General features: G+C 70.0%; 17 protein-coding genes. 6 read left to right on the plus strand and 11 right to left on the minus strand.

The window, feature by feature from the left end; all coding sequences use genetic code 11:
• The first annotated feature begins 1 nt into the window (after position 1).
• On the plus strand, positions 2 to 517 hold the full coding sequence (locus LXT23_RS42510) for a hypothetical protein (RefSeq protein WP_253986340.1): 516 nt from the start codon (positions 2 to 4) through the stop codon (positions 515 to 517).
• A 15-nt stretch (positions 518 to 532) separates the two neighbouring features.
• On the opposite strand, the gene LXT23_RS42515 is transcribed toward LXT23_RS42510, so the two are convergent.
• Positions 533 to 1303 carry an AAA family ATPase gene (locus LXT23_RS42515; protein WP_253986215.1) on the minus strand — a complete coding sequence of 257 codons (771 nt, stop codon included), beginning with the start codon at positions 1301 to 1303 and terminating at the stop codon, positions 533 to 535.
• Between the two features lie 55 nt (positions 1304 to 1358).
• Positions 1359 to 1823: a hypothetical protein gene (locus LXT23_RS42520; protein WP_253986216.1), complete on the minus strand. Its 465-nt coding sequence runs from the start codon at positions 1821 to 1823 to the stop codon at positions 1359 to 1361.
• 516 nt (positions 1824 to 2339) lie between these two features.
• Here LXT23_RS42520 and LXT23_RS42525 point away from each other — a divergent pair.
• The gene (locus tag LXT23_RS42525; RefSeq protein ID WP_253986341.1) at positions 2340 to 3662 is read left to right on the plus strand and encodes a lysophospholipid acyltransferase family protein; all 1323 of its coding nucleotides are present in this window, start codon (positions 2340 to 2342) and stop codon (positions 3660 to 3662) included.
• Positions 3663 to 3668: 6 nt separating this feature from the next.
• On the opposite strand, the gene LXT23_RS42530 is transcribed toward LXT23_RS42525, so the two are convergent.
• The 7 genes from LXT23_RS42530 to LXT23_RS42560 are packed head-to-tail and all read right to left on the minus strand — an operon-like array spanning position 3669 to position 10382.
• Positions 3669 to 4931, minus strand: coding sequence for a spinster family MFS transporter (locus LXT23_RS42530; RefSeq protein ID WP_253986217.1), 1263 nt, complete (start codon positions 4929 to 4931; stop codon positions 3669 to 3671).
• Positions 4928 to 5863 (minus strand): Ppx/GppA phosphatase family protein, encoded by a 936-nt coding sequence (locus LXT23_RS42535; protein ID WP_253986218.1) that lies wholly within the window; start codon positions 5861 to 5863, stop codon positions 4928 to 4930. Before LXT23_RS42535 ends, LXT23_RS42530 begins: the two co-directional genes overlap by 4 nt.
• Positions 5864 to 5877: 14 nt before the next feature.
• On the minus strand, positions 5878 to 7062 hold the full coding sequence (locus LXT23_RS42540) for an aminotransferase class V-fold PLP-dependent enzyme (protein WP_253986219.1): 1185 nt from the start codon (positions 7060 to 7062) through the stop codon (positions 5878 to 5880).
• Between the two features lie 42 nt (positions 7063 to 7104).
• Positions 7105 to 8397 (minus strand): Tol-Pal system beta propeller repeat protein TolB, encoded by a 1293-nt coding sequence (tolB, locus tag LXT23_RS42545; protein WP_253986220.1) that lies wholly within the window; start codon positions 8395 to 8397, stop codon positions 7105 to 7107.
• Positions 8394 to 9188 (minus strand): energy transducer TonB, encoded by a 795-nt coding sequence (locus LXT23_RS42550; RefSeq protein ID WP_253986221.1) that lies wholly within the window; start codon positions 9186 to 9188, stop codon positions 8394 to 8396. Before LXT23_RS42550 ends, tolB begins: the two co-directional genes overlap by 4 nt.
• A 3-nt stretch (positions 9189 to 9191) precedes the next feature.
• Complete coding sequence (tolR, locus tag LXT23_RS42555; protein ID WP_253986222.1) at positions 9192 to 9659, minus strand: protein TolR; 468 nt, start codon at positions 9657 to 9659, stop codon at positions 9192 to 9194.
• Positions 9660 to 9671: 12 nt separating this feature from the next.
• On the minus strand, positions 9672 to 10382 hold the full coding sequence (locus LXT23_RS42560) for a MotA/TolQ/ExbB proton channel family protein (protein ID WP_253986223.1): 711 nt from the start codon (positions 10380 to 10382) through the stop codon (positions 9672 to 9674).
• A gap of 160 nt (positions 10383 to 10542) precedes the next feature.
• Here LXT23_RS42560 and LXT23_RS42565 point away from each other — a divergent pair, with 160 nt between their 5' ends.
• Together LXT23_RS42565 and murI are read left to right on the plus strand one after the other, a co-directional pair.
• The gene (locus tag LXT23_RS42565; RefSeq protein ID WP_253986224.1) at positions 10543 to 11547 is read left to right on the plus strand and encodes a hypothetical protein; all 1005 of its coding nucleotides are present in this window, start codon (positions 10543 to 10545) and stop codon (positions 11545 to 11547) included.
• 113 nt (positions 11548 to 11660) lie between these two features.
• Positions 11661 to 12476: a glutamate racemase gene (murI, locus tag LXT23_RS42570; protein WP_253986225.1), complete on the plus strand. Its 816-nt coding sequence runs from the start codon at positions 11661 to 11663 to the stop codon at positions 12474 to 12476.
• Between the two features lie 93 nt (positions 12477 to 12569).
• On the opposite strand, the gene carF is transcribed toward murI, so the two are convergent.
• Complete coding sequence (gene carF / locus LXT23_RS42575) at positions 12570 to 13427, minus strand: plasmanylethanolamine desaturase (RefSeq protein WP_253986226.1); 858 nt, start codon at positions 13425 to 13427, stop codon at positions 12570 to 12572.
• 269 nt (positions 13428 to 13696) lie between these two features.
• Here carF and LXT23_RS42580 point away from each other — a divergent pair, with 269 nt between their 5' ends.
• The gene (locus LXT23_RS42580; protein WP_253986227.1) at positions 13697 to 14257 is read left to right on the plus strand and encodes a hypothetical protein; all 561 of its coding nucleotides are present in this window, start codon (positions 13697 to 13699) and stop codon (positions 14255 to 14257) included.
• A gap of 171 nt (positions 14258 to 14428) precedes the next feature.
• On the plus strand, positions 14429 to 14821 hold the full coding sequence (locus LXT23_RS42585) for a PAS domain-containing protein (RefSeq protein ID WP_253986228.1): 393 nt from the start codon (positions 14429 to 14431) through the stop codon (positions 14819 to 14821).
• A 15-nt stretch (positions 14822 to 14836) separates the two neighbouring features.
• Here the strand turns inward: LXT23_RS42585 and LXT23_RS42590 are convergent, their stop codons facing one another.
• Entirely contained in the window at positions 14837 to 16309 is a 1473-nt protein-coding gene (locus tag LXT23_RS42590; RefSeq protein WP_253986229.1) for an SLC13 family permease, read from the minus strand.
• Between the last annotated feature and the right edge of the window lie 85 nt (positions 16310 to 16394).

A 16394-nucleotide genomic window follows, 5' to 3' on the forward strand; every position in this document is an offset into this window, starting at 1 on the left:
CATGCGCTGGGCGGGGTGGATGGCGGCTCTGATGGTGCTGGGCCTCGCGGGGGGCTGCCGGCACACGCAGGCGAAGGACGCGAAGCCGGAGCGCCCGAAGTGGATGCCGCCGGAGGGTGACTGTCCCCGGGGGGCGCTCCTGCAGATGGAGCGGCTGGGGCTGAAGCCGGGGGACAAGGTCCCCGTCATCGTGGACGCCATCCAGGACCACCCAGGGCCGGCCCGGTACAACTACAGCTTCGTGATTGCCCTGCCGCGCGAGGAGGGAGAGAAGACGCTGCCCGGGGCGCGCATCGGCGGGCGGTTGTACGTGACGAAGCACCGCGTGTTCGGGAGGTATGACCGCATCTTCCTGCCGGAGAGCGGGGCGATGTCGGTGCCCTTCTGCGGCATCCTCCTGGACTCGCGCTGGGACAAGGACGGCGAGGGGCTGATTGCCTATCCCAGCCCGATGAAGGGCTTCTCCGTGGTGCAGGACAACACGGGCGTCATCCAGGTGGTGGACCGGTACCCGTGAGTCTCGGCGGGCAGGTCAGTCCTTGAAGAGCCGGTGGAGGTACGCCTCGCGGTTGAGCAGGAAGTCGCGCGTGAGGGAGTAGTGCTCGGTGTCCTCGTAGGCCACCGGGGCGATGCCGGCTTCCGACAGGTGGTAGATGCGCGCGTCCGGATAGGCGAGCAGCAGCGGTGAGTGCGTGGAGATGATGAACTGGCAGCCCTCGCGCGTGAGCTCGTGCATCGCGCGGAGCAGGCTGAGCTGGCGCTGGGGGGAGAGGGCGGCCTCGGGCTCGTCGAGGACGTAGAGGCCGTTGGCGGAGAAGCGCTCGCGCACCAGCGTCAGGAAGGCCTCGCCGTGAGACATCTCGTGGGGGCTGACGGAGCCGAAGGCGGCCAGGGCGTCGGAGTTGTTCTCTGTTTCTGTCGCGACGTTGAAGAAGCTCTCGGCGCGGAGGAAGTAGCCCGTCTTGGGCCTGCGGGTTCCCCGGGCGAGGCGCAGGTACTCGTGGAGGCTGGACTCGGAACGCCGCGTGGCGAAGTTGAAGTTGCGGCTGCCGCCTTCCGCGTTGAAGCCGGCGGCCACGGCGATGCCTTCCACTAGGGTGGACTTGCCGCTGCCGTTCTCACCGACGAAGAAGGTGACCTGAGGGTGGAAGTCGAGCGTCTCCAGCTCGCGGAGGGCCGGGATGCTGAAGGGGTACTTCGAGAGGTCCGGCACGTCGTCGCGCAGGAGCGTCAGGGACCTCACGTAGGTGTCCATCCCGCCCGTGAGCCCGCTGGTCGACTGCTTCGTGCGTGTACGTGCCATGTCGGATGCGAAGGGTACTACCCTGGAGATTGTCCGTGAAGCCGAGGATCCTGGCTCAACCTGGCTTCATGCCGGTGCGGACCATGGCCTGCTCTATGTCCTTCATGCATTCCCGCTTGAAGCGCCCGCGCTTCACGCACCGGAGCCGCCGTGCCGTGTCCGCGATGAAGGGCCTGACGATGGGGGAGTCTTCCTTGCCCAGTTGGACCCACCTGCCAAGCATGGCGGCGATGTGAACTCTCCGGTCGATGTTGGAGTATCCAAGCCGGTTCATGCGCTTGAACTCGAGGGTGAGTGTCGCCTCGGGTTGAGGGGGCATGCATGCTCTGGACAGTATTCTCTCGGCAACCCGCCTGGCCATCTCGCGGCGCACGAACTCTGTATGCGCCTTAGCCTGCATCTTTCGGAGGAACCGCAGCATCTCGGCCCTGAAGACTGCGTGGTTCTGACGCCGGAGTGAAATCTCGGTCCAGCCGATCGCCTCTCCAAACTCCATTTCGAGCTTCTGCTTGGGAGTCATTCGACGGCGGGGCACTTTCTTCCTCCATTCGTCTTGGTAGGCCAGTATCCACGGCGCTCGCAAATTTCGAGGCACTGCTGGCACACGCTGGACCCATACCCACCGGAGTTCCGGCGGTTCGCCACCTTCGCCTGCTCCATGCACTTCGTGTACAGGTCATTGCAGCGGTCGTAGGGCTCGCCATCGTCCTCCGCCTCCAGTTCCTTCGCCGCCTGAGGTGGAACGACCGGCCCCGGATTCGGGGGCTTGGGCTTGGACACCTTGGGCACCGTCCCCAGTTGCTCGCACGCCGACGCAGAGCCGTTCTTGCACGCACAGTCCAAGCTATTCGAGCACCCAGGCCCTGGTCCCGGTCCCATGGACTGACGCAATGGCCGCCCGCCACCGGCACAGGCCGCGAGGCACAGACACAGGAGCGCCAGCCACGGGCAGGAACGCATGACCGCCAGCGTAGCACCCGCACCCCACGCGGGAGCGGAGACGCCTGCCGAGCCACTCTGCGCTACAGTCTCCACCGTGTTCTACGCGTGTGTCCGTGCCGTGGTCGCGCTGTTCCTGCGGCTCTTCTACCGGGTGAAGGTGAATGCCCCCGCCACCGAGCCGGAGGGCCCCGTGCTCTTCGTGGGCAACCACCCGAACGGCCTCATCGACCCGGCCCTCGTGTTCATCCTCACCCGGCGCAAGGTGACCTTCCTCGCCAAGGCGCCGCTGTTCAAGCTGCCCGTCATCGGCTGGCTGCTGCGCGGCCTGGACGCGCTGCCCGTGTATCGCAAGCAGGATGACCCCACGAAGATGGCGGGCAACGAGGGCACGCTCGACGCCGCGAAGGGCGCGCTCGTCCAGGGCCGCGCCATCACCATCTTCCCCGAGGGCAAGAGCCACTCCGAGCCCGGGCTCGCCGAGCTCAAGACGGGCGCCGCGCGCATCGCCCTCAACGCCGCGAAGGAAGGCGCTCCCGTGCGCATCGTCCCCGTGGGCCTCACCTACGCGGAGAAGCACGTCTTCCGCAGCGAGGTCCTCATCGACGTGGGCCCCGCCATCGAGGTGCGCCCCTTCCTCCCCACGGACCCCGCCGCCGAGCAGGACGCCGCGCGCCGCCTCACCGAGCGCATCGCCGAGGGCCTGCGCGCCGTGACGCTCAACCTCGAGCAGTGGGCGGACCTGCCGCTGGTGCAGCTCGCCGAGCAGCTCTATGCCTTCAAGCAGGGCGGGGCGCTGGACGCGGAGCGGCTGCGCCTGTGGGCTCGCGGCGTGCAGCTCTTCCGCACGCAGGAGCCGGAGCGCTTCGAGAGCCTCCGCGTGCACCTCGCCTCCTTCAAGCACCGCATGGAGCTGGTGCAGGCCGCCGGCCCGAAGGACCTCGCCCTGCAGTACCGCCCCGGCAACGTGGTGCCCTTCGTGGTGAAGAACCTGCTCGCGCTGCTGCTCGGGCTGCCCCTGTTCGCCCTGGGCCTGGTGTTGTTCTGGCTGCCCTACCAGGTGCCTCGCGCCGCCAGCCGCAAGGCGGAGCTGGACGTGCAGGCGACGGTGAAGTTCCTCACCGCCTTCGTCGTGGCGCTGGTGTGGTGGGCCGCGCTCACCGTCGCGGCGGGCGTGTGGGTCGGAGCGCCAGCGGCCGTGGCCACGTTCCTCCTCGTGCCACCCCTGGCCCTCTTCACGCTCTACTTCTCCGAGCGCTGGGAGTCGCTCCGTCAGGACATCATCGTCTTCTTCACGCTGGGCAACCGCGCGGGCCTCAAGGCGCGGCTGCTCGCCGACGGAGAGCGGCTGGCCTCGGAGGTGGAGCGCCTGGCCGGCGAGTACCGGCCCAAGCTGGAGTCCACCCCCGCGACGCCCTGAGGCGCGTCACCGCATCCGGGGCACGGCCTCGCGGAACAGCTTCGCGCCCACCAGCAGCGCCAGCCCGCCCAGCAGCACGGGCACGGAGTTCACCTCGATGGCGGTGTGCAGGCTCGCCGCGTCGGCGATGGAGCCGATGAGCGTGGGCGAAATCGCATCCCCCAGCATGTGGATGAACAGCACGTTCAGCCCCATGGCGAAGGCACGGAACGCCGGCGGCACGCAGTTGACGATGGCCGCGTTGATGGGTCCGCTGTTGAGGAAGATGAGGAACTGCGCCACGGCAATCGCCGCGTACGTGGGCCCCATCGCCTTGAGATTTACCGCCAGGTACATGGCCGGCGCCGCCAGCAGCAGCCCCACGCCCGACATCCACAGGCCGCCGCCCTCGCGCTTGCGGTCCAGTCGGTCCCCGAGCCACCCGCCCACCACCGTCCCCACCAGGCCCGCCACCAGCGTAATCGCGCCGAACGTGGTGCCCGTCTCCGCCTGGGCCAGGCCTCGCTCGCGCACCAGGTACGTGGGCATCCAGAAGCCCAGCCCGCCGATGGAGAACGTCATCAGCGTGTAGCCCGCCGTCACCGCCCAGAACGCACCGTTGCGCCCCAGCCCCTTCAGGCCCACCATGAAGGGCATCTTCGTCTGTGCGTCCGGCCCGTCCATCGCCCCGCGCCGGGGCTCGGGCATGAAGAAGGCCATGGCGCCCAGGATGAGCCCCGGCACGCCGCCCACGTAGAAGGCCACGTGCCACGAGTAGCTCTGCGTCAGCCACCCGCCCAGCCCGTAGCCCGCCGCCACGCCCACGGGAATCGCCGTGTAGAAGAACGCGAGGATGCGCGTGCGCATCTCCCGCGGGTACAGATCGGAGATGATGCTCGGCGCCACCGCGCCGTAGCCCGCCTCGCCGATGCCAATCACCGAGCGCGCCACCAGCAGCGCGATGAACGTCGTGGCGAGCCCGCTGGCGCCCGTGGCCAGGCTCCACAGCAGCACGCCGCCCGCCACCAGCAGCTTCCGGGGATACCTGTCTCCCAGGTAGCCCCCCAGCGGCGAGGCCAGCATGAACACCACCATGAACATGGTGCCCAGCAGGCCGGACTGCGTGTCGTTGATGCCGAACTCCTTCTGGATGTCCGGCAGCGCCACCGCGACGATGTACCGGTCGAGGTAGTTGACCAGGTTGATGAGCGTCAGGATGGTCAGCGCGAAGGCTGCGTTTGACGCGGGCGCGACGGGCGCTGCCTGCGAGGCCGTGGGAGAGGCGTTCATGTGGAGGTGGCTCCGGCTCCGAAGCGGTGCGCGAGCAGGCCCCAGCGCAGGCCCCTGTCACTGATGCGACACGTCTCAAGGCCGAGCGCCTTCACCGACTCCAGGAGGATGAGGGCGCCCGCGGAGATGACGTCCGCGCGCTTGGGCTGCAGGCCGGGCAGGGCGCGGCGCGCTTCCAGCGGCATGCCACACAGCCGGTCCACCAGCGCCTTCAGCTCCGCCAGGGACAGGGTGCCGCCGTGGACGCGCTCGGCGTCGTACGGGTCGATGGCGTGCTGGAGCGCGTAGAGGGTCGTCACCGTGCCCGCCACGCCCACCAGCGCGGCGCCCGGCGGAGGTGGCGGCAGCGTGCGGAAGGTGTCTCGCAGGTGGGCCTCCACGCGGGCGCGGTCCTCCGCCGTCATCGGGTCCGAGCGCACGAAGCGCTCCGTCAGCCGCACCGAGCCCACGTCGAAGCTGTGCCGGAAGGCCACGTGCCCGGCCCGGTTGCCGTAGATGAACTCCGTGGAGCCGCCGCCGATGTCCAGCACCAGCAGCGGACCGGCCGCCTCCGATGCGAAGTCCGCGTGCACCGCGGCGAAGGAGAGCTGCGCCTCCAGCTCACCGGAGATGATCTCCACCGTGACACCCGCGCGCGCCTTGGCCGCCGCCATGAACTCCGCGCCGTTCTGCGCGTCGCGCGCCGCGCTGGTGGCGGAGACGGCGATGGCCTCCGCGCCCTGCTCGCGCGCCTCGCGGGCGAAGGACTCCAGCACGGACAGCGTGGCCTCCATCCCCTCCGGGGACAGCCGGCGTGTCGCATCCACCCCCCGGCCCAGGCGGGTGATTTCCGCGCGCTCCAGCACGGGCTCGAAACGTCCTTCGGGGGTGCGCTCGGCGACCAGCAGCAGCACGGAGTTGGTTCCCACGTCGATGGTGGCGAAACGCGGCATCCGCCGGAGACTACTCAACGCAGCAGCGCTTCCAAAGCGTCGCCCAGGGCCTCGTACTCGGAATGCGTGTTGTAGAGCTGCGCGGACACGCGCACGTGACGCTGGGGCGCCTTCGGCCAGGGGACGATGGGCACTTCAATCCGGTGCTCGTCGAAGAGGCGCAGGTGGAGCGGGTCGACGAAGGTCGGGGGCGCGGGGCGCTCGGGGAAGCCGTCGGGCAGGCGCACCGTGGCCATGCTGCCCACCATCTCCTCAGGGCAGTCGGGCGCCACCTTCAGCCGCTCGCACAGCAGCTTCCGGGCGGCCAGGGCCTTGGCGCGATTGGACTCCATCACCGCCGGCCAGCCGCCGGGGAGCAGGCCCCCCATGACGCGAATCGCCTCGGGCACGCAGATGAAGGCCGAGGGGTCGTGTGTCCCCGTCCAGTCGAAGTCCAGCCGGAACTGGGAGCGGTCCTTGCGCCCGGAGTTGTGGCCATGGCTGATGACCAGCGGCTTGATGCCGGGCTGCAAGTCCCGGCGCACGTGGAGGAACGCCGCGCCCTTGGGCGCGCACAGCCACTTGTGGCAGTTGCCCGTGTAGTAGCCCACGCCCAGCGAGCGCAGGGACAGCGGCAGCATGCCCGGGGCGTGCGCGCCATCCACCAGCGTCTCCACGCCCCGCGCGCGCAGCGCGGTGGCGAGCTTCGCCACCGGCATCACCACCGCCGTCTGGCTGGACACGTGGTCCACCAGCAAGAGGCGCGTGCGCGGCGTCACGTGCGCCAGCACGGTGTCCACCACCGCGTCCGGCGAGGGAATGGGCCAGGGCAGCTTTGCCACCACCACCTTCGCGCCCCACTGCGAGGCCGCGTACTCCAGCGCGTTGCGGCTGGCGTTGTACTCGTGGTCGGTGGTGAGCAGCTCGTCACCGGGTGCGAAGCGCAGCGAGCGCAGCACGGTGTTCACGCCCGTGGTGGCGTTGGTGACGAGGGCGAGGTCGTCGGGGTCCGCGTCGAGGAAGGCGCCCAGGGTGGCGCGGGCCTCGTCGAGCAGGGGCTCGATTTCGCGGTGGAGGAACCGCACCGGCCCCGCCTCCAGGCGCGCGCGCAGCTCGGACTGGCGGCGCAGCACGGCGGTGGGGCAGGCACCGAAGGCGCCGTGGTTGAGGTAGACGACTTCGGGGTCCAGGCTCCAGTGGCTGCGGAAGGGGGCACTCATGCGCGGGCACTCGACCCGAGCCGGCGCCCCCTGTCAACGCCGCTACTGCGCCTGCGGCAGGGGCGCCCAGTCAGGCGTCTGCAGGGTGCCCTTCTCGGCGCGCAGCGGGAGCTGGCTGCTGCCGTCCGCCGTCATGACGAACAGCTGCGAGCCGCCATTGCGCGTGGTGGTGAAGAGGATGAGCCGCCCGTTGGGAGAGAAGGCGGGCTCCTCGTTGCTGCCCTGGTCCTGCGTCAGGCGCGTCACCTTGCCGGTGTCCACGTTGACGGTGAACAGGTCGAACGCGTTGCGCTCGTCTCGCGCGGTGAAGACGATGAGGTCGCCGCGCGGAGACCAGTCCGGCGTCTGGTTGTAGTTGCCCTGGAAGGTGAGCCGCCGCACGCCCGAGCCGTCCGCACCCATCACGTAGATCTGCGGGCTGCCGCCCCGGTTGGACACGAACGCGATGCGCTTGCCGTCCGGCGACCAGGTGGGGCTGGTGTTGAGGCCGTAGGGCGTGTCGGTGACGGCCTTCGCGCCGCTGCCGTCCGCGCTGGCCACGTAGATCTGCGCGCTCTCACCCTCCGCCAGCGCGTACGCCATGCGCTTGCCGTCCGGTGAGAAGGCCGCGCCGGTGGCCATCTGCCCCTCGGACACCACCGAGCGCGCCTCGCCGCCCGGCGCCTGCACGAAGATGTCCGGCCGGCCCTTGCGGTAGGTGGTGAAGGCCACCTTCGCGCCGTCCGGGCTCAGCCCGGGGAGGATGTTGATGCCGCCCTTGGTGAGGCTCTGCGCGTTGCCGCCGTCCCAGTCCGCCACCACGATGTCGCGGTTGCTGCCGGCCTTGCGCACGTAGGTGATGCGCGACAGGAAGGGGCTGGGCTCGCGCGTGAAGTGACGGTAGAGCGCGTCCGCCAGCCGGTGCGCCAGCAGCGACGGGTTGTCCGCCGGGGCGTCCTTCGCGACCTTCAGGTCCTCACGGCCGGTGCCCACGTTGAACAGGCGCAGCTCGCCGCGCAGCGTGCCGCCGTCCTGCGCCAGGGAGACCTTGACGAGCGCCTCGGCGCCCACGTCCGCCCAGCGGGGGAACTTGATGGTGCCGGCCGTCATGCCCTCGGTCGGGTCCGCGGTGAAGCTCTTGCGGTCCAGCACCTGGAGGATGCCGGACGCGGCCAGGTCGAAGCTGAAGGCCTGGTCGAAGGCGGGCGCCAGCTTCTTCCCGCCGTCGTTCTGCGTCACCGGCGCGGGTACGGCCACCGGCAGCGGGCGGAAGTTGGCGCCGGAAATCTCGATGGTCGGCGCCTGCGCGAGCGCCGCGAGCGGGAGGAGGACGAGGGAGAGGAGCAGGGCTTTCATAGGGCGTTCGGTCTGAAGCTCAGGTTGACGCCGCTCTTCTGCAGCGTGTCCCGCAGGTGGTCCGGCGGAGGCGAGAAGGGCGCGGCCTTGCGTACGGCGGTGACGACGGCGGAGTCGAACAAATCGTTGCCACTGGGCTTCGTGAGGCTCACGTCCAGCACCTCGCCGGCGCGGCCCAGCCGCACGGCGACGACGGTGTTGAGGTGCAGGCGCTCGGACTCGGGGATGGTGTCCGCCACGTTGTAGTGTCGGCGCACCTGCGACTGGAGCAGGCCGAAGTAGCGCTCGCCCTCGGCTTTGGCCGAGTCGCCGTCCGGGTCGCCATCCTCGGCGCCCTCCTGCTCCTCGGGCTCGGCCGCCTTGGCCGTCTTGTCGAAGGCGCCGAAGAGGCGCTTGCGCCGGTCCTCGCCCGTCTTCTCACCCTTCTGGGGCGCGGGCTGCGGCGCGGAGGGCTCCGGCTTCACGCCGGGAATCGGCACCGCCACCGCGGCGGGCGTGGGCGCGGGGGGCGGCGCTTCCGGCGCGGGCTTGGGGGCGAGCACTTCCTTGACCGGAGGCGGCGGCTGCTCCTTGCGCGGCAGCAGCTTGGAGTCCCTGGGCTTGCCCAGGCGCACCAGCGTGGCGTTGATGGGCTTCGCGTTCAGGTCCACCTTGGGGCCACCCGAGAAGCGCGCGTACAGCACCGCCGCCAGCAGCACGGCGATGTGGCCCACCACGGACGCCCCCACGAAGCGCGACAGCCGCGTGGGGCGTGTGACGAGCAGGCTGTGGCTCACCGCGGAGTCCGTCATGGGTTAGCGCTTCGCCTCCTTCGACTTGCCCTTGCCCGTGTTGGACGTCTTGGCCCCCGGTGTCGGGTCCGTAATCATCCCCACATTGCTGATGCCGGCGCGCTGGGCCGCCGCCATCACCTCCACCACCACGCCGTACGGCACGTCCCGGTCCGCATGGAGGTAGACCTCCTTGTCGGCCTGGGCCTTGGCGTTGGCGGCCAGCTTCTCCTGGAGCTCCTCCAGCGCCACCTCGGCGTCGCCGATGTAGACCTTGCGCCCGGCGTCGATGGACAGCACCAGCTTCTTCTCCGTGGCCTCCACCGGCGCGGCCTTCGTCTCCGGCAGGTTCACCTTGACGCCCTGCTGGATGAGGGGCGCCGTCACCATGAAGATGATGAGCAGCACCAGCATCACGTCCACCATGGGCGTGACGTTGATTTCGCTCATGGTGGTGCGCCCACCGCCGCGGTTGCCTCCGCCCATTCCCATGGTCGTCTCCGGCTACCGGAAGAAGTGCCGCTTGATGATGTTGAGGAAGTCCGCGGAGAAGTTCGCCATCTCCGTGTCGAACACCTTGATGCGGCTGACGAACGAGTTGTAGGCGACCACCGCTGGAATCGCGGCGAACAGGCCCGCCGCCGTGGCGAACAGCGCGTTGCCCACCGGCGCGGCCACCGTGGCCAGCGTCGCGTTGCCCTGCTCGGCAATCTGGTTGAACGCGCTGAGGATGCCGATGACCGTGCCGAACAGGCCCACGAAGGGCGACGCCGCGCCCACCGTGCCCAGGAAGGACACCCGGTTCTCCAACTCCGTAATCTGCGCCGTGGACGCACGGTTGAGCGCGCGCTCCACGTTTTCGATTCCGCCCAGCCGCTCGGCCATGGCGCCCTCGGCGCCGCCCTCCTTGGCCTGGGCCAGCTTGCTGAGCTCTTCGTAGCCAGCGCAGAAGACCTTCGACAGCGGCGAGCCGTCGAGCTTCTGGGCCGTCTGGTAGATGGCCTCCAACCGAGAGGCCTTCCAGAAGGTGTCGAGGAAGGTGAGAGATTGTGCGCGAGCCTTGGAGAGCTGGGTTGCCTTCATGGCGATGAGGGCCCAGGAGGCGACAGAGACGCCCATCAGGAGCAGCAGGACGGCCAGCTCGATGAAGGACGCATCGCGGATGATCTCCACGTAGTTCATGGCGCCGAGCGCCAGGGGCAGGTGGGGCGTCATGGGGGTCAGCGCGTAACACTCCGAAACAACAGGGTCAAACAAAGGGGACACGCCCGGTTGCTTGAAACGGCTTGCCGGTGCGGGTGAATAATTCCCGAGGCTGCTCGTCCGAGGGGTTGTAACGGGCCGAACACCTCACCACCCCACGAACGGGTCCCCCATGAACTCCCGACTGCTGGTCGCATTCCTCGCCCTGGCGGCGGTCACTCCAGGCTGTGTCATCCACGACAACTCTCCCGAGTACCCGGGCGACGTGACGTTCCGCTGGACGTTCGGCGGACTGCGCTGCGACGAGGACCGCGACATCAAGGGTGTGAACATCGTCATCCCCGGCGAGCGCCTCGCGAATGACGGCTTCTATCCCTGCCAGGCCAACGGCTTCGACGGCATCGTCCTCCACGACTTCGTGCCGGGCGTGTACAGCTTCACCATCGAAGGCGTCAGCTACGGCAACGAGCAGCTCTACCTGGCGAGCGGCACCTTCCGGGTGGACGGCGACGTGACGGTGAGCGTGGACCTCACGCCGACGGGCAGCCCGCCGTCCTTCGCCTACGTGAGCTGGCTGTTCCCGGCGAACACCTCCAGCCCGAGCCCCAGCTGCACCCAGGCCGGTATCACCGCCGTGGAGGTCCGCGTGAATGACGGCGAGTGGGCGCGCTTCGACTGCACCCGGGGCCATGGCGCCAACAGCATCCAGACGCCGTACCTGGAGCCGGGGGAGCACTCGCTGGAGTTCGTCGCGCTCAACCGGGACGACATGCCCCTGTACTACTACAACGGCCTCATGGTGACGCAGGCCGGTGCTCCCACGTCGCACACCGCCTCCATGTGGGCCATCGGCGGCGCCTCCATCCGGTGGGACATCGTGGCCGGCGGCTCCACCCTGAGCTGCTCGCAGGCCCGCATCGACGAGGTCCGCGTCAACTTCCGCGACGTGTTCACCGGCGAGCTGGTGTACGGCATGTTCGGCGACGGGCACGGCTGCAATGACGCTCCGGTGGTGTACGAGTTCCTGCGTCCGGGCCGCTACCAGGTGGAGATCTACGCCCGGGCCGCGGATGGCCGCGAGTACTGGTCGCCGGAGGAGGGGCCGTTCATCGAGGTGGAGGCCCACCGGTTCCCGGGCCCGAACGGCGCGCTGCTGGTCCCCATCTTCCGGCAGTAAAAACGCCTGCCCGGTCGTGAGGTGAACGGAGGGTCGGAGCGCAAGGCTCCGGCCCTTCGTCGCGTCTGGGGGGCCGGCGGGCGTTGGCATCAAACGTGATAGGGACACTGTCCATGCGGCAAAGCAGCCACAGCCCCATCGGGGTGTTCGACTCGGGTGTCGGGGGCCTCACGGTCCTCAAGGCGCTCATGGCCCACCTCCCCCACGAGAGCACGGTGTACCTGGGGGACACGGCGCGGGTGCCCTACGGCACGAAGTCCGGCGAGGTGGTGACGCGCTACTCCCTGAAGAACGCGGAGTTCCTCGTGGAGCGCGGCATCAAGCTGCTGGTGGTGGCCTGCAACACCGCCACCGCGGTGGCGCTGCCGGCGCTGGAGGCGGCGCTGCCCATTCCGGTGGTGGGCGTCATCGCCCCCGGCGCGAGGGCGGCCCTGGCGCGCACCCGGGGCGGCGGGGTGGGCGTCATCGCCACCCCCGGCACCATCCGCTCGGGGGCCTACCAGCGCGCGCTGGAGGCCGCGGACCCGCGGGTGCGGGTGAAGGCCCGCGCCTGCCCGCTCTTCGTGCCGCTGGCGGAGGAGGGGTGGACCACCGGGGACGTGCCCTTCCTGGTGGCGCGCGAGTACCTGACGGAGTTCGCCCGCGACGGCGTGGACACGCTGGTGCTGGGCTGCACCCACTACCCGCTGCTCAAGGGCGTCATCGCGGAGGTGGTGGGGCCGAAGGTGACGCTGGTGGACTCGGCGGAGGCCACGGCGGAGGCGGTGGCGGCGCTGCTCGCGGAGCGCGGCGGGCTGGCGCTCGCGGGCCAGGCGGCGCCGTCTCACGCGTACTACGTCACCGACGTGCCGGAGCGCTTCGCCGAGGTGGGAGCGCGCTTCCTCGGCCGGCCCATCCCCGCCGCCGAGCAGGTGGACCTGACGTTCTGACGGACTGACGTGAAGGGGCGGGACGCCGCCGGGCGCCGGACGGGCCGTGAAGCACGGCCCCGGGCCCTGGCGGGCGTCCCCCGCGCCCGTGGCTCAGGCCGACGGGCGGGTGGAGACGGGCGCGGCTTCCTCGGCGCTGGTGGCCTTGGTGAGCAGCTCCTTGGCGGCCTGGACCATGGGCGCCTCGGTGGAGACCTGCACCGCCACCAGGGCGCGGGCGGCCTCGTCGCCGATGTCGTCCTGGCGCGGCAGCAGGCCGGTGGCCCAGGTGATGAGGCGCTCCGACAGCGGGAAGAAGTGAACCACCTGCAGCGGCCAGTTCAGCCAGCCCACGGTGATGCAGTAGTACTTGTTGTACGGCGCCGTGTGGTGGATGCGGTGGTGGTCCGGCGGCAGGATGAGGTGCACGCGCTGCAGGAAGCCGATGAGCGCGGGCGGCGAGTCCATGTGCGACCACTTGTGGAACTGGTTGGTCGCCATCACCCAGAAGATCATCGCGCCCAGGAAGGACGAGGCGAACACCCAGCCCGGGCCGCCCATGGGCATGGCCACGGCCATGATGGCCACGGGGATGGAGATGAGGCAGTTGTTCCCGTTGGTCTCCACGAAGTCGTGGCGGGTGATGGCCTTCTCGTCCACATGGTGCTCGCGGAAGGGCCGGATGAAGGCCTTGCCCAGGATGGGCATCTCCGTGGAGCCCCAGGTGTCCCCCAGCCAGTGGACGAAGCCGGACACGAAGTCCGCGGCGAGGTAGCCCAGCAGCACCGCGCTCAGGAGCAGCCAGGTGCCGGCATGGGGGTTGCCCCACAGCCGGTACACCAGCGCCAGCTCCAGTGAGACGAAGGCGACGATGGAGCTGATCTCCATCGCGCGGATGGCGGGCGAATAGCCCTGAGCCAGCACCTGGGCGTCCTGCTGGCGCACCTTGTTCTTGATCTCGTTTTTCTTCATCCGTGGAGTCCTGGACGTCGGCGGCGTTGAGCACCACTCACGTCAGCCAGTACGTACCCCAGCCTGTTTCGGCTTTTCAACGTTGCGGGCCAGGAACGCGAGGGCCTGCACGGCCGGTGGCTTCAGGACGGGTCCGGAAGCGGCCGGGCAGCGGCCGGGGAACGCCTGCTTCGCGCCCGGAGGGCAGGCGCGCTGACGCAAGAGCGAACCCGCGGTGACGGCTTCCTTGTGTCATGGGGACCCGACTGGTACGTTCCGGGCCCTCGGCGATGACGAAAACCTTCGAGAAAGCCGTCACCGGCTTCAACCACAACATCAAGCACAAGGGTAAGGTTTACCACGTCCAGACCGAGGACTCGGGCGTCAACAACCCCCACATCATCACCCACCTGTTCGTGGGCGGGAACATCCTCGCGTCGAAGAAGACGTCCTACGCGGACATCCTCAACGCGGAGAACCTGTCGGAGGTCGTGCGCGAGCTGATGGAGGAGCAGCACAAGGAGATGCTGCGCAACCTCATCAACGGCGTGTACGACAGCTTCGAGTCCACGGCGCGCAGCTATCAGCCGGGCCAGCTGGAGACGGACACGGCCCCGGTGAAGATGCAGCCCGGCCAGTCCATGGCCCCGCGCCCGCCGCCGCCGCAGGCCCCCGTCGTGCCCGCGGTCTCCGCGCTGCCTCCCGAAGTGGCCGCCGCCCGCGCCATGAAGGAGAAGCCGAAGATCAACGAGGTCGGCGTGGAGACCCTGTTCGGCGAGGACCTCATCTCCGAGAAGAGCCTCGACGAGGTCATCCTCAGCTACCTCGCCGGCGAGGGCGAGCAGTCCTGACCTTGCCGTGACGCCGGGCACCCGGGCGCGCCTTCCCGCGCCCGCCCGGCTCCAGCCCCGGACAGCCCCTGGCCGCGTTCGCGCACCCGCGTGGACAGCCCGCATCCGGCCTTCCAGGGCATGGGTCCGCCTTGCCAGACGTTCGGTGAGAGCGCGGGAGGCCTGGCAGGGATGAAGGAGCGACTCATGGATGCGGACTCCCTCACCGGCGAGCGGCTGCGCGCGATGTCGGCCGAGGAGTTCGACCGGCTGCCGTTCGGAGCCATCAAGCTGGATGGGGAAGGTCGGGTGGTGGCCTACAACGCGGCCGAGGCGGCGGTGGCCCGGCGGACGGCGCAGGCCACGGTGGGCCGGCGCTTCTTCGAGGAGATTGCCCCGTGCACCAACGTGGCGGCCTTCCGGGGCCGGCTGGACGCCCTGGTGGCGCGCGGCGAGGACGCGACGGAGCGCTTCGACTTCCGGTTCAACTTCCCCTGGGGCTCGCGCGAGGTGCGCATCCGGCTGATGGTGCTGCACGACGGGGCCCGCTGGGTGTTCGTCACCGCCCTCAACAGCCTCGGCTGAGCGTCCGGGCGCCGCTCAGGGCAGCACCCACCGCACCCACAGCGGCCCGTAGACGGTGAGCAGCCCGGCGGCCAGCACGTCCAGCAGCACTCCGGCCTTCATCATCACCGGCAGGCGCACATAGCCGCTGCCGAAGACGATGGCATTGGGCGGCGTGCCGGCGGGCAGGGCGAAGTCACACGAGGACGCGAAGGTGCTCACCGCCAGCAGCGGCCGTGTGCCGGGCAGCACGTTGAGCATGACATTCACGGTGGCGGTGTTGGAGGCGATGGCCGACAGCAGGATGGTGGTGCCGGCCACCACGCCGTACTGGGCGAGCGCGGGCAGCGACTCCAGACCGGACAGGCGGGTGATGAGCCAGGCGGACAGGCCGCTCGCTTCGATTCCGGCCGCCAGCGCGAAGCCTCCGCCCAGCAGCAGCAGCGTGTCCCAGGGCACCCGGCGCAGCGCGGCCAGTGACAGCCGGCCCGCGGCGAAGAGCACCAGCGCCCCCACCACGGCCACCGTCGCCTCGTAGTGCTTGCCTCCCAGCTTGAAGCCGTCGAAGGCGCTCGCCACCAGGGGGGCGAGCAGGGGGCGCAGCAAATCACCCGCAATCCAGAGCACCGCCGCCACGAGGAACACCGCGCCCACCACGCGCTCCCCCGCGGACAGGCGGCCCAGCCCGGCCAGCTCCCGGGCGATGACGTCGCCGCCCTGGCCGGGGCCCATCGCGTCCTTGCGCCCCCAGCGCCACAGCACCAGCCAGATAAGTGGGACGAAGAGGAGGACGAAGGGGAGGGCGGCGGCCATGTACTCCAGGAAGCCCACGTCGCTGCCCAGCCGCCGCGACACCACGCCCGCGAAGACGGAGTTGGTGGGCGAGCCAATCTTGGTCCCGATGCCACCCACGTTGGCGCCGTACGCCACCGACAGCATCAGCGCCGCGCCGAAGTGCTCCAGCCGGCGGCCCTCCGTCGCCTCGAGCTGGGCGATGAGGGCCATGCCGATGGGGACCATCATCACCGCGGTCGCGGTGTTGGAAATCCAGAGCGACACGGCGGCGGTGGCCACCAGCATGCCGAGCAGCAGGCGCCGGGGCCCGGTGCCGATGGCGCGCATGATGAGCAGGGCGATGCGCCGGTGCAGGCCCCACTGCTCCAGCGCGGCGCCCAGGGCCATGCCGCCCATGAAGAGGAAGATGTACGGGTCCACGAAGGGCTGCGCGGAGCGGCCCACCGCCACCAGCACGCCGCCGTCCCCGAAGACGCCCAGGGCGGGGAAGAGCACCAGGGGCAAGAGGGCCGTCCAGCCCATGGGGAAGGCCTCGGTGAACCACCAGAGGGCCATCCAGGCCGCGACGGCGGCGGCCGCGGCGGGGCGGTGGCCCATGCCGGGGATGGCGTGCAGGCCGGAGGGGACGAAGTACACGAGCGCGGCCACGGCCGGCCCCGCGAAGCGCCCCACCCACTGTCCCGTTGTCGTGCGCGGCGTGGCCCGCTGGCTCATGCCCCTCCACCGTCGCACAGGTGGCGCCACGGGTGGGAGGGGAAAGCCCGCCCACTCGCCGGGCGTGCGTGGGGCACCCGCGCCG

The organism is Pyxidicoccus xibeiensis (assembly GCF_024198175.1).
GTDB lineage: Bacteria > Myxococcota > Myxococcia > Myxococcales > Myxococcaceae > Myxococcus > Myxococcus xibeiensis.